The sequence below is a fragment of the Microbacterium sp. genome, assembly GCF_031178525.1.
In the GTDB taxonomy this organism is placed as follows: Bacteria; Actinomycetota; Actinomycetes; order Actinomycetales; family Microbacteriaceae; genus Microbacterium.
The window spans coordinates 1-22,780 of the sequence record NZ_JAPSJA010000003.1 but is presented as its reverse complement, the minus strand read 5'-3'; the positions used below and the strand labels follow the sequence as shown (position 1 = coordinate 22,780).

Genomic DNA, 22,780 nt, shown 5'->3' with positions numbered 1-22,780 from the left:
CCAGGCGGCGCCCGGACGGATCGGTCACATGCGCTCGGGAGCGGTCACTCCGAGCAGTCCGAGGCCGTTGCGCAGCACCTGACCGGTGGCGTCGTTGAGCCACAGGCGCGTGCGGTGAACGGGCTCCACGGGCGCGTCGCCGAGCGGCGTCACACGGCAGCTGTCGTACCAGCGGTGGTACAGACCGGCGAGCTCCTCGAGGTACCGCGCGACGCGGTGCGGCTCGCGCACCTCGGCCGCGAAGGCCACGACGCGCGGGAACTCCTGCAGCGCACCGAGCAGCGCGGCCTCGGTCTCATGCGTGAGAAGCTCGGGCGCGAACTCCGAGCGGTCGACGCCCGCGTCGACCGCATTGCGTCCGACGTTGTGCGTGCGCGCGTGGGCGTATTGCACGTAGAACACCGGGTTGTCGTTCGTGCGCTTGCGCAGCAGCTCCGGATCGAGCGACAGCGGCGAGTCCGCCGGGTAGCGACCCAGCGAGTACCTCAGGGCGTCGGTACCGAGCCACTCGCGCAGATCGTCGAGCTCGATGATGTTGCCGGCGCGCTTGGACAGCCTCGCGCCGTTGACCGACACCAGCTGGCCGATCAGCACCTCGATGTCCTTGTCCGGATCGTCACCGGCGGCGCCGGCCAGCGCCTTGAGGCGGTGGACGTAGCCGTGGTGGTCTGCGCCCAGCAGGTAGATCTTGTGTGCGAAGCCGCGATCGCCCTTGTTGAGGTAGTACGCGGCGTCGGCCGCGAAGTACGTGTACTCGCCGTTGGAGCGGCGGATCACGCGGTCCTTGTCGTCGCCGAAGTCGGTCGTGCGCACCCACACCGCGTCCTCGGCGTCGAACACGTGACCCTGCGCGCGCAGGCGGTCGACGGCCTCGTCCACCAGGCTGGGCCCGCCGTCCGCGTTCTTCGCATGCAGCACCCGCTCCGAGAACCACACGTCGAAGTGCACGTTGAACTTCGCGAGCGACTCCTGGATCTCCGCGAGCTGCAGGGCGTACGCCGCGTCGCGCGCGATCGCGAGCTGCTCGTCGGCGGGGCGATCGAGCAGATCCGGCTGCGCCTCGAGCACGCGACGCCCGAGCTCGGTGATGTACGCGCCGGGATAGCCGTTCTCGGGGGTGGGCTCGCCCTTGATCGCGGCGAGCACCGAGGCGCCGAAGTTGTTCATCTGCACGCCTGCGTCATTGATGTAGAACTCGCGGGCCAGCGTCGCGCCCGAGAACTGCAGGACGCGTCCGATGCTGTCGCCCAGAGCGGCCCAGCGGGTGTGGCCGATGTGCAGCGGACCGGTCGGGTTCGCGGACACGAACTCGAGGTTGATCGTGTTGCCCGCCTGCGAGTCGTTGCGACCGTAGTCGTCTCCGGCCTCGACGATCGTCTTCGCGAGCGCGCCGGCGGCCCCCGCCTCCAGGCGAATGTTGATGAAGCCCGGTCCGGCGATGTCGACGCTCGCGACGCCGTCCGTGTCGGCGAGACCGCCGGCGATCTCCTGCGCGAGCTCGCGCGGGCTGGTGCCCAGGCGCTTGGCGAGCTTCATCGCCAGGTTCGTCGCCCAGTCGCCGTGATCGCGATTCCTGGGACGCTCCAGCGTCACGTCCGCGACCGACAGCCCGAGCTCCTCCTCGGGACGTCGTCGCGCGGCGATCGGCGTGACGACGGCGAGCAGGGCGGCGGCGAGGGCGTCGGGATTCATAGGCCCTCAATGCTAGTGCTCGCGGATGAGGCGAACCGCCCAGCACCCTGCAGCAAGCGGGTCGGCGACGGGCGGAACGGGATGCGTGCGCAGCGCGCCGGGACGCAGGAGAGCGGTTCCGCTTCCGCCGGACGCCGCCCCGCGGGCCGGACGTGAACGTTTGGACCGCTGGTCGGGAACACACTGTGACGCGAGTGGACAGACTTTCAGTCGGATCGCCTACTCTTCTTCGCATGGCGTCCGTGACACGTCCCAGTCGCACCGCCGTCGCCCTGTCGATCACCGCGCTCGTCGCCGTGCTCGCAGCCGTCGCGGCGGGGGCGCTCCGCCCGTGGTCGGCACCGACCGCCGCCGCCGATCAGGCAGCGGCCGAGAGCCCCGTCATCACGCCGGCGGCCATCCGCCTGCCGGCCGATCCCGACATCCTCGTCTTCGGAGACTCGTGGACGTACGGCTCGGCGGCCACGCCGATCCACCGCGGGTACGCGTACGTGCTCGGCGAGCTGTTCGACGCGCGGACGGTCGTCGACGGCGGGCGGGGCAGCGGCTATCTCCGCCCGGGACTCGACCGGCCCGACTACGGTACGCGCATCGCGGCGCTGGACCCGTCGGCGCATTACGACCTGATCGTGCTGCAGGGGTCGATCAACGACCGCCGTGAGCCCGCGGCCGGGTACCGCGACGCGGTGAACGCCGCGTGGGACGCGCTCGTCGAGATGTATCCCGACACGCCCGTCGTGGTGCTGGGTCCCGCGCCGCAGGTGCTTCCCGTCGAGCCGGCCACGGCGCGCATCGATCAGGACCTCGCGGCTCTGGCCGCCGACCGTCAGTGGTGGTACATCTCGCCCATCCAGGACGACTGGATCACCGCGCAGAACTACTCGAACGTGATCGACACGAGCGACTACGGCCGCGACCACCCCTCGGTGGCGGGCCATGCCTATCTCGCGCAGCGCCTGGCGGATGCGCTCACGCAGATCACCGATCCGGTCACCACGCTCGAGGCCTCCGACGAGGACGTGCCGGACGCCGTCGCTCCTGCACTCCCCTGACAGGCGCGCCCGGCGCTGCCGACGGCGGGCGAATCCCCCGCCGGCTGATATCCTCGATGAGATGCGCCCGTAGCTCAGTGGATAGAGCACTGGCTTCCGGTGCCAGGTGTCGGGGGTTCGAATCCCTTCGGGCGCACAATCAGGTCGCGGGCCGTCCCTTCGGGGCGGCCCGCGATTCGTCTGCGTGCGACGTTCGCACGGCGGCCTGCCTCTTGCAGGGCTCGTCGGAACGCGATGCACGGAAGAAGGGCCGCACCGGATCGGTGCGGCCCTTCTGGCTCGGCACGGCCGAGGCGCTGGATCTTCCCTCCCGTCCCAGAGGAGGGGCCGCGCACTCAGCCGTTGCCGCGCCCGTTGTCCGGCGTCCCCACGCCGGATCTCCCATTCCCGTTCCCATTCCCATGGGTCTTGTCGGCGCCCCGGGATCCCTCGTCCTTGCTGGAGGATCCCCCGGGGGCCTTGTCCTTCTTCGCCGCCTGCTGCGGCGTGGTCTGCTGCGATGCGGGCTGCGTCGCGCTCTCCTGCGTGGCGGCCTGCTGCGGCACGGTCTGCTGCGTGGTGACCTGCTCCACGGTCGGCTGCGTCGCCGTCTGCTCCGGAACGCCCACTTCCGCGTCGACCGGTTCCGCGACGGGCGTCGGCAGCATGCGCTCGATCGCTGTGCGCTCGAGCAGCCGAGCATCGGTCGCGTCGTCGGGTTCCGCGAACGCCGCCCCCACCCACATGTGCGCGCCCACCATGGCGGCGGCCGCCCCGGCGATCGCGATGCCCGCTCGCAGGGCGGGGCGTCCCCGACGGCTCCGGCGGTGCCGCGGTCGCAGCGTCTGCTGCTGCAGCGGCACGACGCGCGTCGGCTCGTCACCGAACACAGCGGCTGCGATCGTCGGCTCCGGAGCCCGCACGGGCACGGCCGCCTCGGTCGTGTCCGGCAGGTCGGCGTGAGCCCCGACGGCGACGAGCGCCCGGGCCCGGTCCGCGACCTCGAGCGCACTCGGCCGCTCCGCCGCGTCCACCGCGGTCATCGCGGTCAGAAGCGAGCGCCAGCCGTAGCCGAACGTCGCGGGCACCTCGGGCGGCTGGTGCAGGCGTGCGACCGCGGCCTCGATCGGGGTGGTCTGCGGGAACGCGCGGCGGCCCGTGAGCGCCTCGATGAGCACGAGGCCGAGCGCGTAGATGTCGGAGGCGGGCGAAGGCTGCGCGCCCCGCGCCTGCTCGGGCGAGAAGTACGCGGCGGTGCCGACGGCCATGCCCGGCGTCGTCATGCGGGCGGCGTCCACGAGATAGGCAATGCCGAAGTCGGCGAGCATCGCGTGGAAGGGGCGCCCGTGCGCCGAGCGCAGCAGCACGTTCGGCGGCTTGATGTCGCGGTGGATGACGCCGGCGGCGTGCACGGCGTGCAGCGCCTCGCCCAGATCGACCGCGATGTGCGCCACGTGGTGGGGCGCCATCGGTCCGCGTGCGATGCAGTCGGCGAGCGTGCCGCCGTCGACGTACTCCATCACGAGGTAGCCGGATCCGTCGCCGAGCGTCACGGCGTCGTAGAGCGTGACGAGGGAGGCGTGGCTGAGCGACGCGAGCAGCCGCGTCTCGGATGCGCGACGCGCGCGGTCCGTCTCTCCGTTGACCGCGGCCGGGAAGACCTTGATGGCGACGGTGCGGCCGAGGAGCTCATCGGTGGCGCGGTAGACCCGACCCATTCCGCCTTGCCCGACGAGCTCCTCCAGCCGGTAGCGATCCCCCAGAAGATCGCGCTCCCCGTGATGACGCGCGTACACATCCGCGGACGGGATTTGTCCCGAATCCGCCTCGCAGATGCTCGCCGTCGTCATGACTCAAGGATGCCGTGAATATTGATTTGCCCCCGAAGGGTTGACGCGCAGGCACCTCTCGTGCAAGCACTCAGCGCCCGGTCGCGTAGCCCTGCGCGCCGCGCGGATTGGCGGCCGCTCCGAGCAGCCCCGTCGCCGGATCCCGCGTGACCGCCGACAGACGGCCGAGCGCCCAGTCGCCCGCGCGCGTGACGACGTGGCCACGGGCCTCGAGACCCGTGATCACGTGATCGCCGAGCCGGTCCTCGACCACGGCGCCGCCCGGCGTCCAGGTGCGCGGCCAGAACGAGCCGTGCATGGATGTCGTGTGCAGCGCGGGCGCGTCGATCGCCTGCTGAGGCGTGCAGCCGCCCACGAGCACGCGCAGCAGCATCAGCAGCTGCCACTGATCCTGCTGGTCGCCACCCGGCGATCCGAGCGCCATGACGGGCTGGCCGTCCCTCAGTACGAGGGTCGGCGTGAGCGTCGTGCGCGGCCGTCGGCCCGGCTGCAGGCGAGACGGAGAGGCGTCGTCGAGCCACGACATCTGCAGGCGGGTCCCGAGGCAGAAGCCGAGCGCGGGGATCTCGGGCGATGATTGCAGCCAGCCGCCCGACGGCGTCGCGGAGACGATGTTGCCCCACCGGTCGACGACGTCGAGGTGACACGTGTCGCCCCGCGTGACGCCCCATGGACCGACCTCGGATCCGTCCACGCGCACGGTCGGCTCCCCCACCCCGCCGACGCCGGACGCGGACGACTCGCGCAGGATCGGCAGATGCGGCGCCGGACGCCCCGGCACGACCCCCGGCCGCACCTCGTGCGACGCCGTGTCGCCGATCAGCGCGCGACGCTCGGCCGCGTACTCCGGTGAGAGCAGGTGCGCGAGAAGATCCGGATCCGCGTCCTCGCCGTACCAGGCGTCGCGATCCGCGAGGGCGAGCTTGAGCGCCTCGAGGATCGTGTGCGCCCCGAGTTCTGTCCCGGGATCCAGGCGTGCGTCGTCGCACCCGTCCAGGATGCGCAGCGCCTGCAGCAGCACGGGGCCCTGCCCCCACGGCCCGGTCTTCGCGATCGTGTGGCCGCGGAAGTCGATCGTCACGGCGCGCTCGTACGACGCCGCGAACGCCGCCACATCCCCGGCCGTGATCACACCCGCGTGGTCGGCGCCGTCGGAGTGCCGATGCGGCGAGCGCACGAACTCCTCGGCGGCCGCCCCGACGCGCTCGCGCCACAGGGCTCGGGCGGCGTCGATGCCGCCCTCCCGGTCGCGCCCCTCGCCGGCCGCCGCGAGATCGCGCAGCAGCTCGCCATAGGTGCGGGCGAACACCGGCTCCCCCGGCTCGGGCATCCGGCCGCCCGGCATCCAGCGGTCCGCCGACGTCGTCCAGTGATCGCGGAACAGCTCCTCGACCTGCGCGATCGTCGTGCACACGTTGCGCAGCACGGGATGCCCGCCGATCGCGTACTCGATCGCGTACTCGAGCACGTCTCCGAGGGCCCACGTGCCGTGGTCGCGCAGCAGCAGCAGCCATGCGTCGACGGCACCCGGCACTGCCGCGGCGAGTGCGCCCGCTCCCGGCACGAGGTCCATGCCCTCGGCGCGGAAGCGCTCGATCGTGGCCCCCGTGGGGGCCGGCCCCTGGCCCATCAGCACGACCGGCGACGGATCCTGCGCGGTCGAGAAGAGGGCGGTGAGGTCACCGCCGGGGCCGTTCAGGTGCGGCTCCACCACGTGCAGCACGAACGCGCCCGCGACCGCCGCGTCGAACGCGTTGCCGCCCCGCTCGAGCACGGCCTGCGCGCTCGCGCTCGCGAGCCAGTGCGTCGACGCGGCCATGCCGAAGCGGCCCTTCAGGTCGGGGCGGGTCAAGTGCGCGGGCGGCGGGGTGAAGCTCATGCGCTCCAGTCAACCAGGCGCGCCCGCGTCGTCTCAGACGAGGAACAGCCCGTCGAGCAGTCCCGGGTTGTGGCCGTGCACGAGCACGGCGAACACCACCGCGTCGAACAGCAGGTGCACGGTCACGACGTACGCGAGCGACCGCGTGCGCAGGAAGATCAGGCCCTGCAGCAGCGCGAACGGGATCGTGAGGACCGGTCCCCACTCGCGGTAGCCGAGCTCCCACAGGAAGGACACGAAGACGATCGCCTGCAGGGCGTTGGCCGCCGCGTCGGGCAGGTGCCGGCGCAGCAGCGCGAACACCGTGCAGATGAAGAACAGCTCGTCCCAGATGCCCACAGCGCCCACGCCGACGAACAGGCGCGCGATCAGGTCGGGCGTGTCCACGACGGGCCAGTTCAGATACACGCCGCTGGAGATGAAGTAGAACGGCAGGATCAGCCACCCGAGCGCCAGCACGGCGACGAGCCAGCCCCATTGCAGCCGCCCCCAGCGTCCGCCGCCCCGCCAGGGGAACCGCACAGCGTGGTCGCGGTAGACGAAGCGCGAGACCACGTACGGCACCGCCACGGCGCCGCCGAGCACGAGGCCGAACCGCAGGATGGACAGGTCGTCGAGCTGCGCCTTGAGCGGCATCGAGCTGACGATCAGCAGCCCGAGCGCGATGAGCGACAGATCGCGCGTGAGCCCCGTCTCACGGCGGAGTCCGCCCGGCCGGCGCCGATCCGCCACGACGGCGACGGCGAGGCCCGCGGCGAGCAGCACCGCGCCCAGCCACCAGATCTCGAACGCGAAGAAGGCCGGCGCCGACAGGCACACGAGCAGCGAGCCCGACAGGACGAGCGGGTCGACGGCGCGCGTCGCGGGTGTCTGGTGCGTTCTGGCCATGTCAGCCCCGCGCCGCGCGCCGGTAGGTGAGGTCGCGGATCGCCCGTCCCTTGTTCAGGCCCTTGCGCTCGAACGCCGTCATGACGCGCCCCGCGTAGCGCGGCGCCCAGTCCGTGTCGTCGAACGCGCGCTCGAACTGGGGCTCGGCGTCGAGCACCTCGCGCATCTGCAGCGCGTAGTCCTCCCAGTCGGTCGCCAGCCGCAGCAGGCCGTCGTCCCGCAGCGCGCGGCCGGCGATCGCACCGAAGCCCTGCTTGATCAGCCGGCGCTTGTTGTGGCGGCTCTTGTGCCACGGGTCGGGGAAGAACACCCACACCTCGTCGGCGGCTCCCTCGGGCAGCAGCGTCTCGAGCACCTCGGGCGCGTTCGCCTCGATCAGGCGCAGGTTCCTCACGCCGGCCCGGTCGGCGTCGAGCATCGTGCGCGCCAGCCCCGCGCGGAACACCTCGACCGCCAGGAAGTCGCGCTCCGGATGAGCGGCCGCGGCCGCGACGATCGCGTGCCCCTGACCGGAGCCGATCTCCACCGTGAGCGGCGCCCGGCGTCCGTAGACCTCCGCGGGCTCCAGGCGCGCCTGCGCGTGCACCGACGTGGAGGCGACATCGCGCGGCACGTCGAAGGCGTAGAACGGCGCCAATTCGCTCCACGCGCGCTCCTGCGCTTCCGACATCCGGCCGCTGCGGCGCACGAACGACACCGGCTGCTTGCGGAACGTCGTCTCGTGCTCAGGCTGCTCGTCGGGCATCCCCCCAGCGTATTGGGCGGTCAGCGTGTCACGGGGCCGTCACGAAGTCGATGAGCTCCTCGACGCGGCCGAGCAGCGTGGGCTCGATGTCGCGGAACGTCGTGACCTTCGACAGGATGTGCTGCCACGCGCGGGCGGTGTCGGCCTGCTCGGCGTGCGGCCAGCCCAGACGGCGGCACACGCCCTTCTTCCAGTCCTCGCCCTTGGGCACCTCGGGCCAGGCGCGGATGCCGACGGAGCTCGGCTTGACGCACTGCCACACGTCGATGAACGGGTGTCCCACGATGAGCAGGTGCCGCCCGTGCGGGCCGCGCTCGAGCGCGGCGGCGATGCGCTGCTCCTTGGAGCCCGGCACGAGGTGGTCGACGAGCACGCCGTAGCGGCGACCGGGGCCCGGGGGCTCGTCGCGCAGCAGCTCGGGCAGCCGGTCGACGCCCTCGAGGAACTCGACGGCGACGCCCTCGACGCGCAGATCCGCGCCCCACACCTTCTCGACGAGCTCGGCGTCGTGCTTTCCCTCGACGAGGATCCGGTGCGGCAGCGCGACGCGGGCCCGCTGGTCGGCGACGGCGAAGGATCCGGACGCGGTCCGCCGCCGTCCATGCCCCTGCGCTGCGGGAACCACGAGCTCGACCGGCTCACCGTCGATCAGGAAGCCGCGTCCCAGCGGGAAGATCCGCCGGCGCCCCTTGAAGTCCTCGAGCTCGACCGTCCCTGCCTCGCGCCGCGTGATCGCGCCGCAGAAGCCGTCGCCCGCGACCTCGACGACGAGGTCGATCTCGGCCGGCACCTTTGCGACCTGCTTGGCGCCGCGCTGTCTGCAGCCGGATGCGAGCACGTCCGTGCCGTAGCGATCGTCCATCCGCTCCAGCTTACGGACGGACGCCGGTGCGCTCGGAGGGACGCGCGCTTCGCTGGAAGCGAAGGCGCGCCGATCCTCCCTTTGGTGCATGCCGCCGCCTGCATAGGATCGAACCGACGGCCGCGAGGTCCAGCTTCCGGAATGCGGCCGGAAAGGGGTGCGCGGTGCGAGCGTGGGCAACGACGACGCTGCGGGCGATCGCGGCCGTCGGGATGGTCGCGGTGTCGCTGCTCGCGCCTCTTCCCGCGGCCGCCGAGGAGCCGGTCACGCTCGGCAGCGGCTTCGTCTACGACGGCTCCGACGTGCTGAGCGACGCCGAGGAGGCCGGGGCGCAGGAGCGCCTGGCGCAGCTTTCCGCCGACGGCGGCCCGCAGCTGTGGGTGGTGTTCGTCGACACCTTCGAGAACCCGACCGACCGCATCGCGTGGGCGAATGAGACCGCCATCCGGAACGGGCTCGGCCAGGACCAGTACCTGCTCGCCATCGCCACCGAGGGCAGGCAGCTGTTCATCTCCGCCCCCGAGGACGGCTCCGTGTCGGAGACGCGCCTTGTCGATGTCGAGGCCAACGTCACCCAGACCCTGAGCGGCGACGACTGGGCGGGCGCGATCGACGTGGCAGCGGACGGCTTCGCGGCGGGCTCGTCGGGCGGCGGATCCGTCATGCCGTGGGTGATCGGCGGGCTCGGCGTCGCCGCGCTCGGCGGCACGGCCTGGGCTCTGACCCGCCGCCGCCGCGGCGCGACCGCGCCCGCGGATGCGGATGCGGCCGGCGCGCCGCCTGTGCCGACGGAGGAGCTGGCGCGTCGCGCGTCGTCGGCCCTCGTCGCGATGGACGACGCCGTGCGCGCGAGCGAGCAGGAGCTCGGCTTCGCCGAGGCGCAGTTCGGATCGGGCGCGACGGCCGAGTTCCAGACATCGCTGCAGCAGGCGAAGGCGAACCTCGCGTCGGCGTTCGACCTGAAGCAGCGGATCGACGACGACGAGCCCGACAGCGAGCAGGACGTCCGCGCGTGGTACGCCGAGATCATCCGACTGTGCGAGGCGGCCGATGCGATCCTCGACGACAAGCAGGCGGCGTTCGCCGAGCTGCGCCGCATCGAGCAGGACGCGCCGGCCGCGCTCGGCGAGGCGCAGCGTCGGCGCGCCGACGCGCAGGGAACGACCGACCGGGTCGCCGCGGCGCTGGCCGGATTGCAGGCCCGGTACGCGGCGAACGCGATCGCGGTCGTCGCCGACAATCCGGCGCAGGCGGAGGCGCGACTCGCCTTCGCGGACGAGCAGCTCGCGCGCGCTGAGCAGCTGATCGGCGAGGGTGACGGCGGTCAGGCCGCGGTGGCGATCCGCGGCGCCGAGCAGGCGGTCGCGCAGGCCGCCGAGCTGGAGAAGGCCGTCGCCGACCTCGGCGCGACGCTCGCGGCCGCCGAACAGCAGGCCGGGGCCCTCATCGCCGACCTCGAGCAGGACCTCGCCCGCGCCCACACTCTCCCGGCGACGGGCGACGTCGCGGCCGCGATCGCCGCGACCGAGCAGGCGGTCGCGCAGGCGCGTCAGAACCTCTCCGGATCCGCACGCAGCCCGCAGGCGCTGCTCGACGCGCTGCAGCGCGCGAACGCGCAGATCGACGGCGTCGTCGGCAACGCTCAGCGCGCCCAGCAGCTGCTCTCGCAGACCCTGCTGCAGGCGCGCAGCCACGTCACGGGCGCCGAGGAGTACATCTCGGCACGACGCGGGGCGGTCGGCGCCGGCGCCCGCACCCGGCTCGCCGAGGCGGGCGCCGAGCTCGTGCGCGCCGAATCCCTCCAGACCGGCGATCCCGCGCAGGCCCTGCAGCGTGCGCAACGGGCGCTGCAGCTCGCGACGGAGGCCGGCCGCCTCGCGCAGGCCGACGTGCAGTCCGCGGAGTGGGGCGGCGGCATGGGCGGTCTCGGCGACGGCATGGGCGGCATGCTCGGCGGTGGCCGCGGCAGCGGCGGCATGGTGGACGGCCTCGTGGGCGGTCTCATCGGCGGCCTGATCAGCAGCGGGCTCAGCGGCGGGTCATCGCGCTCCGGCACGAGCGGCTGGGGCGGGGGCGGACTCGGCGGCGGCATGGGCGGAATGCTCGGCGGGGGCCGACGCGCCTCGCGCGGTGGCGGATTCGGCGGCGGGCGCTCCTCTCGCGGCGGCGGGTTCGGCGGCGGGCGCAGCGGCCGTCGCGGCGGAGGTCGCTTCTGATGCATCGCGCAGTCCGGTGCTCGCCGAGTGGCCGGTCGTTCCGCTCCGGACGCTCGTCCCGCGGCGGTCGCCGCTTCTAGACTCACCCTCGAGCCCATTCGCATCGACAGAACCACCCGCCAGACGAAAGGCACATCATGGCAAAGCAGTCCATCTTCGGGCGCATCTCGACACTCATGAAGGCGAACATCAACGCCCTCCTCGACCAGGCCGAGGACCCGGAGAAGATGCTCGACCAGCTGGTGCGCGACTACACCAACAACATCGCCGACGCGGAGGCCGCGATCGCGGAGACCATCGGCAACCTGCGCCTGCTCGAGCGCGACCACGCCGAGGACAAGCAGGCCGCCGCGGAGTGGGGCAACAAGGCGCTCGCCGCGAGCCGCAAGGCCGACGAGCTGCGCGCGTCGGGCGACACGGTCGACGCCGACAAGTTCGACGCGCTCGCCAAGGTCGCGCTGCAGCGCCAGATCTCGGCGGAGAACGAGGTCAAGACGACCGCGCCGCAGCTCGCCGCGCAGAACGAGGTCGTCGAGAAGCTCAAGGCGGGCCTGAACGGCATGAAGGTCAAGCTCGAGCAGCTGCGCGCCAAGCGCAGCGAGCTCCTCGCCCGCCAGAAGACCGCCGAGGCGCAGACCCGGGTCGTCGACGCGGTCAAGTCGATCGACGTGCTCGACCCGACGAGCGAGCTCGGCCGCTTCGAGGAGAAGGTGCGCCGCGTCGAAGCCCGCGCCCACGGCCAGCAGGAGCTCGCGGCTTCCAGCCTGGACGCCCAGTTCGAGAGCCTCGAGGACCTGGGCGAGCTCACCGAGGTCGAGGCGCGCCTCGCCGAGCTGAAGTCGGGCGGTCAGCCGCAGGGCCAGCTCGGTCAGTGATCCGCACGACGACGATGCCCGCTCCCTCCGGGGGCGGGCATCGTCGCGTACGGGCGGTCACGACCGCGCACGACGCGGGATCCGCCGCCGGAGACTGCGGCGTGTCGCCCGGGACACGCCGCGCCCGGTCGGTCCGGTCCTGCGTTGTGCGGATCCGCAGGCGGCCCGCTAGCCGACGCGGACCAGCCTGACCTCGTCGACCGTGCCCCACGCGCCGGCCGACATGTCCCACGAGATCGTGACCGTCACGGCATCGCGCTTGCGCACCCGGACGGCCGGTGTCTCGCTCGTGGCGTAGGCGCGCCAGCCGTTCAGTTCCAGGCCGGCGCTCGACGACCGCGTGAGGAGCCGAGCGAGCCACGCCGGCGTGTGGCGCGGCAGCGGCGGGGCGGAGGACACGGTGATCCGCAGCGTGTCGCCCGCCAGCGCGTCGCCGCCCTGCGACGTCGCGATCGCCACGTACTTCCCGGCCGGCAGCCCGCGCACCGTCTGCGTAGCGGCGCCCGCGAAGTCGGCATCCAGCCAGAAGTGCAGCGCGTTCGTGCCGTCGGAGGCGTCCGCCTGCCATCCGATGGATCCGCCCGTCCCCGTCAGGCGCCACAGGGCGCCGTCGTCGCCCTCGAACGAGCCGCCCGGCAGCCACGACTTCGCACGCACGCTCACGGTCGCCGTGACCTCGAGCCCCGTCGACGTGACGCCGGGGACCTCGTAGTCGCCCGGGCCGTCGATGTCGACCGCGTCCCACGTGACCGGCTGCTGCTCCGACGTGCCGTCGCTGTAGCGCACCGTCACCCGCGTCGGCAGGACCACGGGCTCGCCCTCCTCCAGCGCCAGCTGCACGGGATCCACGCCCGTCACCTCGCGCGGTCCCTGCGCGCCCGTGTGGACGTACTCGAACACGCGCAGAGACGGCAGCGGCGTGCCGTCGAACGCGAACAGCGCCTGGTTGTCCCACGCCGAGCCGCCGTACCACTGCCCCGCATCGTCGGGGTCGTATTCCGCCGCATAGCTCGTGGCCCAGCCGGATCCGTCGCGCTCCCACAGCAGGCGGTTCGCCTCGAGCCGCTCGGGCGGTCCGACGGGCAGCCACGCGGGCTCCCAGTAGTACACGCCGATGCCGGCGTCGCCCACGGCCGCGACCGCCTGCACGACGTCGCGGTATGCACTCGCCTGGCCCTGTGCGCTGACGGGGTAGGCGGTCGCCTCGCCGGGGAGGTCGATCGTGTTGCCGTGGCCGTCGCCGTCCGCGAGCGTGTGCGCCCACGACGTCTCCGCCACGATGACCTTCTTGCCGTACGTATCGGCGATGTGGGACAGCACCGAGGTGAGATTGGCCGTGGAGCCGTGCCAGTACGGGTAGTACGACGACGCGAACACGTCGTAGTCCACGCCGCGCGCGGCCAGCTCGGCGGCATACCCCGCGTACCGTCCGGCCGTCTCGGGATTCGTGAAGTGCAGCGCGACGAGCGCGTCGGGAAGCGTCTCGCGCACGGCCGCGGCGCCCGCGGAGAACAGCGTGGCCATCCCGTCCCAGCCGGTCACCCCCGCCACGCCGTTGTTGGTCTCGTTGCCGACCTGCACCATCCGCACGTCCACACCGGCGGCGTCGAAGCGCTCGAGCGCGTCGACCGTGAAGTCGTGCAGCGCGTCGGCCGTCTCGGGGACGCTGAGGGACGCCCATGCCTTGGGAGCCTGCTGCTTGCCCGGGTCGGCCCAGAAGTCCGAGTAGTGGAAGTCGACGAGCACGCGCAGTCCGGCCGCCGTCGCGCGCTCGCCGATCTCGACGGCCCGCGCGACATCGACGGACCCGCCGCCGTACCCGCGGCCCTGCGCGTCGAAGGGGTCGTTCCAGACGCGGATGCGCACGTCCGTCACGCCCGAGTCGGCGAGCACGGCGAACAGATCCGCCGGTGCGCCGGACTCATCGCGGAAGACCACACCGGATGCCTCGAGCGACAGCACAGACGACACATCGACACCTCCGATGAAGTCGGCGGGCAGACCAGGCACGGCCGGGACCGTGATGTCGACTCCGGGGTCGGCGGCGGCGGGCGCCGCGGTCGCCGACCACAGCGACACGGCCAGCACGGGCGCGGCGAACGCCGCGAGGATGCGGCGGAGGGAACGGTTCATGTCGGCACTCCTTCGTGCGAGATGTGGCTTCCTGCGAGAGCGAGGTGTGCACCGCTCGGGGCCCGGTTCAGCCCTTCACGGAGCCGGCGGTCAGGCCGCCGACGATGTAGCGCTGCAGCGCGAGGAACAGCACGAGCACCGGCAGCGCCGCGAGCACGGAGCCCGCCGCGAACAGACCCCAGCGCGAGGTGAGCTGGTTGGAGACCCACTGGTACATGCCCACCGCGAGCGTCCAGTTCTCCTCGCTCGTGAGCACGATCTTCGCGAGCACGAAGTCGCCGAACGCCGAGATGAAGGCCAGCAGGGCGACGACCGCGAGCACGGGGGTGACGAGCGGCATGACGATGCGCCAGAAGATCTGCGCGTGCGTCGCGCCGTCGATCTTGGCGGACTCGTCGAGCTCGATCGGGATCGAGTTGAAGAACCCGTACATCAGGAACGTGTTGGCGCCCAGCGCTCCGCCCAGGTACACGCAGATCAGCGCGAGCTTCGAGTTGATGCCCAGCGCGGGCACGACCTCCCCCAGGGTGAGGAGCATCAGGAACACCGCGACGAACGCCACCGTCTGGGGGAACATCTGGATGACGAGCAGACTCGTGAGCCCTGCCCGTCGCCCCGCGAACCGGAACCGCGAGAACGAGTACGCCGCGGACGCTCCCATCAGCACCGCGCCGACCGACGCGGCCCCGCCGATCAGGAGCGTGTTGCCCATCCATGTCCAGAAGTGCGTGCCGCCGAGCGCTGCATAGTTGGCGCCGCTGATCGCCGAGAACAGCGCGCTCGAGCCGGCCAGACTGCCACGCGGGTTGAGCGAAGCCGACACGATGTACAGCAGAGGGAAGACCGCGTACGCGAGCACGAACACCGCCACGACGTAGCGCCAGCCGATCTCGCGCCACCAGCGCTCCCGGCGCTGCGGTGCGCGTGCGCCGGTCGTCGTGAGGGCCTGGGTCGCGGTGCTCATCACTGGAACTCCTCGAGCTTGCGGGTCTGTCGGAAGGCCAGGATCGAGACGACGCCGATCACGATGAACACCAGGATCGACAGCGCGCTCGCGAGGCCGTAGTCGGCAGCCCCGCCCGCGACGCCCGAGATCTGGTAGATCGCGGAGATGAGGATGTCCGTCGCCCCCAGCCCCGAGTTGCCGGGGAAGCCGGGACCGCCCTCCGTGAGCATGTAGATGATCGTGAAGTTGTTGAAGTTGAACGCGAACGACGCGATCGCGAGCGGCGCGGTCGACACGAGCAGCAGCGGGAGGATGATCGACCGGAAGCGGCGCCAGCGACCCGCCCCGTCGATCGTCGCGGCCTCGATCGTGTCGGCAGGCAGCGCCTGCAGCGCGCCCGTGCACACGAGGAACCAGTAGGGATAGCTGAGCCACAGGTTCACCCACAGCACGGCGAATCGCGCCAGCCACGGGTCGCCGAGCCAGTTCACGTCGGCACCGAAGAAGAACAGGTCGTTGATCACACCGAACTCGGCGTTGAGCATGCCGCGCCACAGCAGCGCGGACATGAATGCGGGGAACGCGTACGGGAGGATGAACAGCGTCCGCAGCACGCGGCGAGCGCGCACTCCCGGATGGTTGTAGATCAGCGCGAACAGCAGACCGAGGCCGAAGCTCGTCAGCACGGTGAGCACCGCGAACGCGAACGTCCACCAGGTGACCTGCCCCAGCGCTCCCGCCAGGCGGGCGTCCGTCACCGCGCGGACGAAGTTGTCGAAGCCGACGCCGACGTACCATCCGGTCGGCAGCGCCGTGCCGTCCGGCGCGACGAAGCGCCCGTCGTCCGAGGGCGCGTACACCGTGCCGGTCTCGCTGTCGGTGAGGGTCTGCGCCTGCTCGTCCCACACCAGCGTCGACGTGTAGACCGCGCCGGTCGATCCCTCGCGGGTCCGGATGGAGCCGTCCTCGGGATCATCCGAGACCGGCACCCGCAGCTCTGCGACGCGGCCCTGCAGCTCCGTGTCGGTCAGGATGGTGGCGCGCGGCACCACGGTCCATCCCGGCACCTCGGTCGGCGCCCCGCCGTCCCCGACGGCCGCCTCCGGCACCTCCGTCAGCGGCTCCTCGGCAGCCCCCACGCGGACGGCGCCGTCGTCGACGATCGCGAAGCCCAGTTCGCCGGCCCGCTCGACGACGGCCAGCGGGTAGTCGGGCGACTCCGGATCGCGCCGCTCGTCCTGGATCAGCGCGGCCTCCACCGCCTGATCCATGGATCCGGCGTGGCCCGTGCCGTAGTTCGTGAAGGCGACGTACGCCGTGTACACGAGCAGGAAGATCTGGAACACGGCGAGGAACGCCAGTCCCGGCAGCAGGTACTTCAGGGGCAGCGTCCGCCGGGAGAAGTAGACCCAGTCGGCGACGGCGACGAGCACGACGATCGCGCCCAGCACCAGCCACGATCCCGCCTGCCACGCGGAGATCGCGATCGCCACTCCGAGCGCGTTGACGAGCGCCATCAGCACGAGCTTCACGACGAAGCCCCAGCCGGTGCCCGCCCATGCGCGCGCGTGCGACTCGAGCCGCGGCGTCTTCTCGGGCGAGGACGCGTGTGGCGGTGTCGATGTCTGCAGCTGTGTCATCCGTTGCCTCCTCCTGCACGGCGTCCGGGGCGGGCGCGCGCCCGCCCCGGACGACGGATCAGCCCAGCTCGGCCTCGAGGTCGGACACCATCTGGTTCCAGGTCTCGACGGGATCGGCGCCGTTGATGATCTGCACCTCGGCGGCGTTCCACAGGTCCCACACCGACCCCATCTCGGGGATCGACGGCATCGGCACGCCGTTCTGCGAGGACGCGAGGAAGCCCGCGATGATCGGGTCGGAGGCGACCTCCTCCGCAAGCGACGTGAAGGCGGGGATGCGGGGATCCGCCTCGTACAGCGCGCGCTGCGCCTCCTCCGTGGCGAGGTGGTTCACGAGGAACTCCTGCGCGAGCAGGGCGTTCTCGCTCTGCGAGCTCACGTAGAACCCCTGCACGCCGACGAACGGCGCCGCCGGCTCACCGCCCGCCGACGGGATCGGGTGCACCGCGATGTTCGGCACGTCGGTGAAGGCGCTCATCGCCCAGGGTCCCTGCACGGTGAACGGCGCCTGGCCGCTGTTGAACAACTCGTTGTTGATGTCGTAGTCGACCGTCGTCGAGATGATGCCCGATCCGGCTGTGCCGTTCTCGTGCAGCCACTGCGCGAAGGCCTCGCCCGCCTCGCCGCCCATGCCGACCTCGGTCGTGTACGAGCCCGACTCGTCCTGCACGAACACGGGCGCCCCGAACGAGGTCTGGAAGCCGTACATCGTGTAGCCGTCGCCGGTCTCGCCCGCCGTGTTGATCGCGATCGGGCGCTCGGCGCCGGCCTCCTCGGCGCGCTGCACGAGCTCGTCCCACGTGGCGGGCGCGTCCTCGCCCACCATGTCGACGTTCTGGACCAGCGCGATCGTCTCGAGCGAGTACGGCAGCGCGTACAGCTGTCCGTCGTAGGTCATCGCCTCGAGCGCGACGGGCTCGAAGTCCCCGGCCGCGTCGCCGAGGTCGAGCGTGGACACGACGCCCGCGGCGACGAGAGCGCCGAGCCAGTCGTGGGCGCCGACCGTGATGTCCGGCCCCTCGCCCGTCGGCACCTGCGCGACGAAGTCGTTGCGCAGATCCTCGAAGTTCTTCTGGACGAGCGTGACGGTCGCACCGGTCTCCTCCTCGAACGCCGCTGCGGCGGTCGCGATCGCCTCCTCGCGCTCGGCGTCGGTCCAGATCACGAGCTCGGCGCCGGCGCCGGCCGCCTCCTCGCTGGGGGCGGCGCTCTCGGCGGCGGGCGCGCCCCCGCCGCTCGTGCAGCCGGCGAGCAGCAGCGTCGTCGCTGCCGCCAGTCCGACCAGGGCCATGGGCTTGTTCATGGTTTCTCCTTGGATAGGGGTGGGGTGATTCGTGACTCAGGGTTCCTGCGGGTCGTCCAGCTCGACGACCGCGACGGCGCCGGCGGGGATCGTGATCCGCCCCTCCGCGCGCTCGCCGCGCAGCAGCTCGCGTCCGGTCAGCTCGAGCTCGGCGTCCTCGTCGCGATGATTGATCGCGAACACGAACGTCGTCGTGTCCGTCACGCGGCGCACGACCTCGAGGCCATCGGGCGTTCCTGCCGGCGCGACTCCCGCGTCGGCGTAGACGTCGGCCAGCACGGCGCGCAGTCCCTCTGCATCGAGCCGCGTGGAGATGTACCAGCCGGTGCCGTCCCCGTGGCGGTGCCGCGTGATGGCGGCGGAGCCCGCGGCCGGTCCCTCGAGGTAGGTGCCGACGGGTTCTGCGCCGTGCAGGCGCAGCGCCTCCTGCCAGTGATCGGCGCCGAGGCGCGCGCCGCGGAGCTCGACCGCCGCCTCCGTCCCGTCGCGCAGCGGCAGGAACTCCTCGACGTCGACGCCGAGCGCCTCGCGCAGCGGAGCCAGGAACCCGCCGTCGTGAACGCGGTCATGCTCGTCGACGACCGCCGAGAAATACGACACGACGAGCGTGCCGCCTCCCGAGACGTAGGCCGTGAGGTTCGCGGCGTCGGCGCTCGTCAGCAGGTACTGCGCCGGCGCGACGACGAGGCGGTAGCGGCTCAGATCCTGTCCCGGCAGCGCGAAGTCGACCGTGACCCCGTCATGCCACAGCCTCTCGTAGAACGCACGGATGCGCTCTCGGTGCGACAGGTCCTCGGTCGGGCGCCATTCCAGATCCTGCGCCCAGAACGATTCGAAGTCCCACAGGATCGCGACCTCCGCCGCCACGCGGGAGCCGCGCACGGCGGCCAGCCGCTCCACATCGGCGCCCAGCGCGACCACCTCCCGCCAGATGCGGGACTCGGTGCCGGCGTGCGGGAGCATCGCCGAGTGGAACTTCTCGGCGCCCGAGCGGCCGGCGCGCCACTGGAAGAACAACACGGCGTCGGAGCCGCGGGCGACGTGCGCGAGCGAATTGCGCGCCATCTCGCCGGGCCGCTTGGCGAGGTTGCGCGACTGCCAGTTCACGGCCGAGGTGGAGTGCTCCATCAGGATCCACGGCTCCCCGCCTGCGACCGACCGCGACAGGTCCGCCGCGATCGCGAGCCCGATGTGCGCGTCCACGTCGGCTGCCCAGAGGTAGTGGTCGTTCGCCACGACGTCGACCTCGCGCGCCCATGCCCACAGATCCGTGCTCCAGTGCTGGTTCGCCATGAAGTTCGTCGTGATGGGCTGGCTCGCCCGCGCTCGGATCGCGTCCCGCTCGGCGATGAAGCACGCCCGAAGCTGGTGATCCGTGAAGCGCATGAAGTCGAGGCGCTGGCCGGGGTTGACGATCGAGGCGGAGGCCGCGGGGGCTCCGATGTGGTCCCACTCCTCGTAGTGCTGGCCCCAGAACGCCGTGCCCCAGGCGTCGTTGAGCGCGTCGAGCGTGCCGTAGCGCTGCCGAAGCCAGGCGCGGAAGGCGCGCACGGAATGCTCGGAGTAGTCCTCGCCGACCGGCGCGCCGTACTCGTTGTGCACGTGCCACATCACGACGGCCGGGTGGGTGCCGTAGCGGTCGGCGAGCACCGACGCGATCCTGACGATCGCCTCCCGGTAGGCGGGCGACGAGTGCGACACCATGCCGCGCGATCCGAAGCCGAGCACGGTTCCCTCGCGCGTGACGACCCGGGAGTCCGGGTGCGCGGCGAAGAACCAGGCCGGCGGCGATGCGGTCGGGGTGCCGAGGTCCACCGCGATGCCGTTCTCGTGCAGCAGCTCGATGATCTCGTCGAGCCATGCGAAGTCGTACTCGCCCTCGCGGCGCTCGATCAGCGCCCACGAGAAGATCCCGACGCTGACCATCGTGACCCCCGCCTCGCGCATGAGGCGGACGTCCTCGCGCCAGGTCTCGCGGGGCCACTGCTCGGGGTTGTAATCGCCGCCGTAGGCGATGCCGGGCAGGACGGGCCGGGTGAGGGGCATTGACTCTCCATCGGGTCGCGGTCGACTGTGACCGGTCCCAGTGTGCGACGACCTCACCGAGCGCACAATGCCCGTCGGTGTCCGTTACGCAACTGTGACCGGTCCCAGTCCGCCTCGGGGCGCACTAGAGTCGATCCTCATGGGACCGGCCGCGCGCAAGCCGACGATCCGCGACGTCGCGGCGGCGGCAGGGGTGTCGCACGGCACCGTGTCGCGTGTGCTGAACGGCGGACACTGGGTCTCCCCCGACGCGCGCGCGGCCGTCGAGGAGGCGATCCGGCAAACGGGTTACACGGCGAACCACGCCGCGCGAAGCCTCGCGACGGGGCGCTCCGGATCGCTCGCGTTCCTGCTCACGGAGCCGCATCATCTGCTGTTCGAGGACCCCACCTTCGGGCTGCTCGTCCGCGGGGCGGCCGAGGCCCTCGCGAAGCGCTCCATGACGCTCGTGCTGCTCGTGGCGGGAACCGACGCCGAGAAGACGCACATGCTGGACTACGTGCGCGCGCGGCACGTCGACGGCGTGCTCCTCGTCTCCAGCCACGCCTCCGATCCGCTCCTCGGGCGGATGCACGACGCGGGGATCCCGATCGTGAGCGCGGGCCTCCCGCTCGCCTTCGACGGCTTCGTCCCCTCGGTGTCGGTGGACGAGCTCGCGGGGGCGCGCGCGATGACGCGCTACCTGCTCGAGCGCGGGCACCGCAGGATCGCCCACATCGCGGGGCCCGACGACACCCCGGGCGGGCGCTATCGCCTGGAGGGCTTCCGCGAGGAGATGGGCGCGCTTTTCGATCCGGCACTGGTCGAGCGCGGCGACTACGGCGGCGGCTCCGGCGCGGCGGCCATGTCGCGGCTGCTCGCCCGCACGCGCGACATCGACGCGGTGTTCGCGGCGTCCGACAGCATGGCGGCCGGTGCGATCTCGGTGCTCTCTCACGAGGGCCTGCGCGTCCCGGACGACATCGCGGTCGCGGGCTTCGACGACTCGGGACTCGCGGAGACCCACGATCCCCCGCTCACGACGATGGCCCAGCCCTGGTCGGACATCAGCGAGCGAATGGTGTCGATGCTTCTCGATGTCGTCGACGGCTCCCCCGGCGGCGAGATCACGCTGCCCCCCGAGCTCGTCGTGCGCGCCAGCGCCTGAGCCGGATCGCGGCGCGCGCGGCGGCGGCGCGCCGCCGCGAACCACGGCCGTCGAAAACCGGGCAGGATTGCTCTCATGGCTCGGTTCGTCGTAGTGCCGCAGTGGCAGGGGTCGCCGTCGTCGCGCGCGATGGCGCACGTCGACGGCACCGAGGCGATCGCCGGCGACCTGCCGCGCTCCGCCTGCACGTTCGTGGAGGTGCCGCTCGAGGCCGGCGAGCCGCTCGGCACGGGCGTGCTGCGCGCGAGCGCGCTGCTGCGCACGCGCGAGGCGGTCACGGCCGCACTGGCCGAGGTGGCCGCCCCGGCGATCCTCATCGGCGGAGACTGCTCGGTGTCGGTGCCGGCGATCGGGCACGCCGCGGCCGAGGGCGACGGGCGGCTGGCGGTCGTGTGGTTCGACGCGCACGCCGACCTGCACACGCCGGACACCTCGCCGAGCGGTGCGTTCGCGGGCATGGCGCTGCGCGCCGTGCTCGGCGAGGGCGCCGACGGGCTGATCCTCCCTCCGGGCACCGTCGCACCGCGCGACGTCATGCTGGCCGGCGTGCGCATGCTCGATCCTGAGGAGGACGAGCTGCTCGCCGCGTCCGAGGTGCGGTCGTTCGCACCGTCCGATCTCACGGATCCAGAGGCGCTCGGCGAGGCCGTGGCGGCGACGGGCGCGAGCCGGGTGTACATCCACGTGGACCTCGACGTGCTCGATCCCGCCGACATCGCGGGCGTCTCGTCGCCCGAGCCGTTCGGCGTCACCCCCGCCGCGCTCGTTGCGGCCATCTCCGCCGTGCGAGCGCGCGTGCCGCTGGCGGGCGCTTCGATCGCGGGCTTCTCGCCCCAGACGCCGGCCGCAGCCGTCGAGGACATGGGCGCGATCCTGCGCATCGTGGGGGCCCTCGCGTGAGCGCGGCCGGGCTCGCGGCGCGGCATCCGCACGCCGACCTCCCGTCGCTGCCCGACGGGATCCGGACCCGCGCCGAGCGCGCGCTGCACGCGGGCGACCGGATCGACCGGTTCCTCCCCGGCTTCCTGCTCGACTCACCCCTGAGCCTCGCCGGCTACGCGTGGGGAACGGCGATCGGATGGATTTGGGGCACGCTGTGGAGCACGGGTCCCGTCGAGCGCCGCGCCGGGCTCTGGGTGTTCCGGGGCCTGCCCGCCTGGGCGTTCCCCCGCGGCGGCGTGTGCGTCGGAGGGTGCTTCCTCACGGGGGACGGGGCCGTGACCGACCGGCTGCTCGCACACGAGGCCGTGCACCGCACGCAGTGGCGCCGCTACGGGTTCCTGATGCCGTTGCTGTACCTGCTCGCGGGCCGCGATCCCCTCCGCAACCGGTTCGAGATCGCAGCCGGGCTGCGTGCGGGCGGCTACGTCCGCGGACGCGGCTGAGCCGGACGACACCGGCCCGCGCTCGGCGCGCTCAGCGGAACAGGCCGAAGCGCTCCGGCGCGCCGATGCGCTCGCGCGCGACACCCAGACGCTCGGTCAGGTGGTCGGCGATGTCGGCCGTGCCGAGGTAGCCGCCGAGCAG

At 72.3% G+C, this 22,780-nt stretch carries 17 protein-coding genes and 1 tRNA gene; 7 read left to right on the top strand and 11 right to left on the bottom strand.

The features are described 5' to 3' along the window. Positions 1-24 precede the first annotated feature (24 nt). Positions 25-1,692, bottom strand: coding sequence for an arginine--tRNA ligase (gene argS, locus RIF89_RS00625; RefSeq protein ID WP_309067251.1), 1,668 nt, complete (start codon positions 1,690-1,692; stop codon positions 25-27). A 233-nt stretch (positions 1,693-1,925) separates the two neighbouring features. On the opposite strand from argS, the gene RIF89_RS00620 reads away from it, so the two are divergent. Beyond that, positions 1,926-2,744, top strand: a complete 819-nt coding sequence (locus RIF89_RS00620) for an SGNH/GDSL hydrolase family protein (protein WP_375294411.1) — start codon at positions 1,926-1,928, stop codon at positions 2,742-2,744. 63 nt (positions 2,745-2,807) lie between these two features. Then, a tRNA-Arg gene (locus RIF89_RS00615) sits at positions 2,808-2,880 on the top strand. A 199-nt stretch (positions 2,881-3,079) separates the two neighbouring features. Here RIF89_RS00615 and RIF89_RS00610 read toward each other — a convergent pair. The 5 genes from RIF89_RS00610 to RIF89_RS00590 form a co-directional block, all read right to left on the bottom strand. Next, on the bottom strand, positions 3,080-4,573 hold the full coding sequence (locus tag RIF89_RS00610) for a protein kinase (RefSeq protein ID WP_309067249.1): 1,494 nt from the start codon (positions 4,571-4,573) through the stop codon (positions 3,080-3,082). Between the two features lie 70 nt (positions 4,574-4,643). Then, positions 4,644-6,452 carry a gamma-glutamyltransferase gene (locus RIF89_RS00605; RefSeq protein ID WP_309067248.1) on the bottom strand — a complete coding sequence of 603 codons (1,809 nt, stop codon included), beginning with the start codon at positions 6,450-6,452 and terminating at the stop codon, positions 4,644-4,646. 33 nt (positions 6,453-6,485) lie between these two features. Next, complete coding sequence (locus tag RIF89_RS00600; protein ID WP_309067247.1) at positions 6,486-7,340, bottom strand: CPBP family intramembrane glutamic endopeptidase; 855 nt, start codon at positions 7,338-7,340, stop codon at positions 6,486-6,488. 1 nt (position 7,341) lies between these two features. Continuing rightward, a complete protein-coding gene (trmB, locus tag RIF89_RS00595) occupies positions 7,342-8,085 on the bottom strand; it encodes a tRNA (guanosine(46)-N7)-methyltransferase TrmB (RefSeq protein ID WP_309067246.1) in 744 nt (247 codons plus the stop codon). Between the two features lie 28 nt (positions 8,086-8,113). Then, the gene (locus RIF89_RS00590; protein WP_309067245.1) at positions 8,114-8,947 is read right to left on the bottom strand and encodes a DUF3097 domain-containing protein; all 834 of its coding nucleotides are present in this window, start codon (positions 8,945-8,947) and stop codon (positions 8,114-8,116) included. 164 nt (positions 8,948-9,111) lie between these two features. On the opposite strand from RIF89_RS00590, the gene RIF89_RS00585 reads away from it, so the two are divergent. Both RIF89_RS00585 and RIF89_RS00580 read left to right on the top strand, forming a co-directional pair. Further along, positions 9,112-11,163, top strand: coding sequence for a TPM domain-containing protein (locus RIF89_RS00585; RefSeq protein ID WP_309067244.1), 2,052 nt, complete (start codon positions 9,112-9,114; stop codon positions 11,161-11,163). Positions 11,164-11,300: 137 nt separating this feature from the next. After that, a complete protein-coding gene (locus tag RIF89_RS00580; protein WP_309067243.1) occupies positions 11,301-12,038 on the top strand; it encodes a PspA/IM30 family protein in 738 nt (245 codons plus the stop codon). Between the two features lie 168 nt (positions 12,039-12,206). Here the strand turns inward: RIF89_RS00580 and RIF89_RS00575 are convergent, their stop codons facing one another. From RIF89_RS00575 to RIF89_RS00555, 5 genes are all read right to left on the bottom strand, one after another. Further along, entirely contained in the window at positions 12,207-14,171 is a 1,965-nt protein-coding gene (locus RIF89_RS00575) for a glycosyl hydrolase 53 family protein (protein WP_309067242.1), read from the bottom strand. A gap of 67 nt (positions 14,172-14,238) precedes the next feature. Further along, the gene (locus RIF89_RS00570; protein ID WP_309067241.1) at positions 14,239-15,135 is read right to left on the bottom strand and encodes a sugar ABC transporter permease; all 897 of its coding nucleotides are present in this window, start codon (positions 15,133-15,135) and stop codon (positions 14,239-14,241) included. Next, on the bottom strand, positions 15,135-16,757 hold the full coding sequence (locus RIF89_RS00565) for an ABC transporter permease subunit (RefSeq protein ID WP_309067240.1): 1,623 nt from the start codon (positions 16,755-16,757) through the stop codon (positions 15,135-15,137). Before RIF89_RS00565 ends, RIF89_RS00570 begins: the two co-directional genes overlap by 1 nt. A 58-nt stretch (positions 16,758-16,815) precedes the next feature. Beyond that, positions 16,816-18,060 (bottom strand): extracellular solute-binding protein, encoded by a 1,245-nt coding sequence (locus RIF89_RS00560; RefSeq protein WP_309067239.1) that lies wholly within the window; start codon positions 18,058-18,060, stop codon positions 16,816-16,818. Positions 18,061-18,096: 36 nt separating this feature from the next. Continuing rightward, entirely contained in the window at positions 18,097-20,106 is a 2,010-nt protein-coding gene (locus tag RIF89_RS00555; protein WP_309067238.1) for a beta-galactosidase, read from the bottom strand. 139 nt (positions 20,107-20,245) lie between these two features. Between RIF89_RS00555 and RIF89_RS00550 the strand changes: the two genes are divergently transcribed. From RIF89_RS00550 to RIF89_RS00540, 3 genes are all read left to right on the top strand, one after another. Further along, positions 20,246-21,253: a LacI family DNA-binding transcriptional regulator gene (locus RIF89_RS00550; RefSeq protein ID WP_309067237.1), complete on the top strand. Its 1,008-nt coding sequence runs from the start codon at positions 20,246-20,248 to the stop codon at positions 21,251-21,253. Positions 21,254-21,328: 75 nt separating this feature from the next. Further along, a complete protein-coding gene (locus RIF89_RS00545) occupies positions 21,329-22,153 on the top strand; it encodes an arginase family protein (RefSeq protein WP_309067236.1) in 825 nt (274 codons plus the stop codon). A gap of 83 nt (positions 22,154-22,236) precedes the next feature. Further along, positions 22,237-22,638, top strand: coding sequence for a Fe-S oxidoreductase (locus tag RIF89_RS00540; protein ID WP_309067267.1), 402 nt, complete (start codon positions 22,237-22,239; stop codon positions 22,636-22,638). The last annotated feature ends 142 nt before the right edge of the window (positions 22,639-22,780 follow it).

Bases quoted from the DNA above. Each gene is read 5' to 3' on its own strand.
- RIF89_RS00610 (WP_309067249.1), bottom strand. From the start codon at position 4,573: ATGACGACGGCGAGCATCTGCGAGGCGGATTCGGGACAAATCCCGTCC.
- RIF89_RS00550 (WP_309067237.1), top strand. From the start codon at position 20,246: ATGGGACCGGCCGCGCGCAAGCCGACGATCCGCGACGTCGCGGCGGCG.
- RIF89_RS00620 (WP_375294411.1), top strand. From the start codon at position 1,926: ATGGCGTCCGTGACACGTCCCAGTCGCACCGCCGTCGCCCTGTCGATC.
- RIF89_RS00575 (WP_309067242.1), bottom strand. From the start codon at position 14,171: ATGAACCGTTCCCTCCGCCGCATCCTCGCGGCGTTCGCCGCGCCCGTG.
- RIF89_RS00605 (WP_309067248.1), bottom strand. From the start codon at position 6,452: ATGAGCTTCACCCCGCCGCCCGCGCACTTGACCCGCCCCGACCTGAAG.
- RIF89_RS00565 (WP_309067240.1), bottom strand. From the start codon at position 16,757: ATGACACAGCTGCAGACATCGACACCGCCACACGCGTCCTCGCCCGAG.
- RIF89_RS00560 (WP_309067239.1), bottom strand. From the start codon at position 18,060: ATGAACAAGCCCATGGCCCTGGTCGGACTGGCGGCAGCGACGACGCTG.
- RIF89_RS00600 (WP_309067247.1), bottom strand. From the start codon at position 7,340: ATGGCCAGAACGCACCAGACACCCGCGACGCGCGCCGTCGACCCGCTC.
- RIF89_RS00545 (WP_309067236.1), top strand. From the start codon at position 21,329: ATGGCTCGGTTCGTCGTAGTGCCGCAGTGGCAGGGGTCGCCGTCGTCG.
- trmB (WP_309067246.1), bottom strand. From the start codon at position 8,085: ATGCCCGACGAGCAGCCTGAGCACGAGACGACGTTCCGCAAGCAGCCG.
- RIF89_RS00570 (WP_309067241.1), bottom strand. From the start codon at position 15,135: ATGAGCACCGCGACCCAGGCCCTCACGACGACCGGCGCACGCGCACCG.
- RIF89_RS00555 (WP_309067238.1), bottom strand. From the start codon at position 20,106: ATGCCCCTCACCCGGCCCGTCCTGCCCGGCATCGCCTACGGCGGCGAT.
- RIF89_RS00590 (WP_309067245.1), bottom strand. From the start codon at position 8,947: ATGGACGATCGCTACGGCACGGACGTGCTCGCATCCGGCTGCAGACAG.
- RIF89_RS00580 (WP_309067243.1), top strand. From the start codon at position 11,301: ATGGCAAAGCAGTCCATCTTCGGGCGCATCTCGACACTCATGAAGGCG.
- argS (WP_309067251.1), bottom strand. From the start codon at position 1,692: ATGAATCCCGACGCCCTCGCCGCCGCCCTGCTCGCCGTCGTCACGCCG.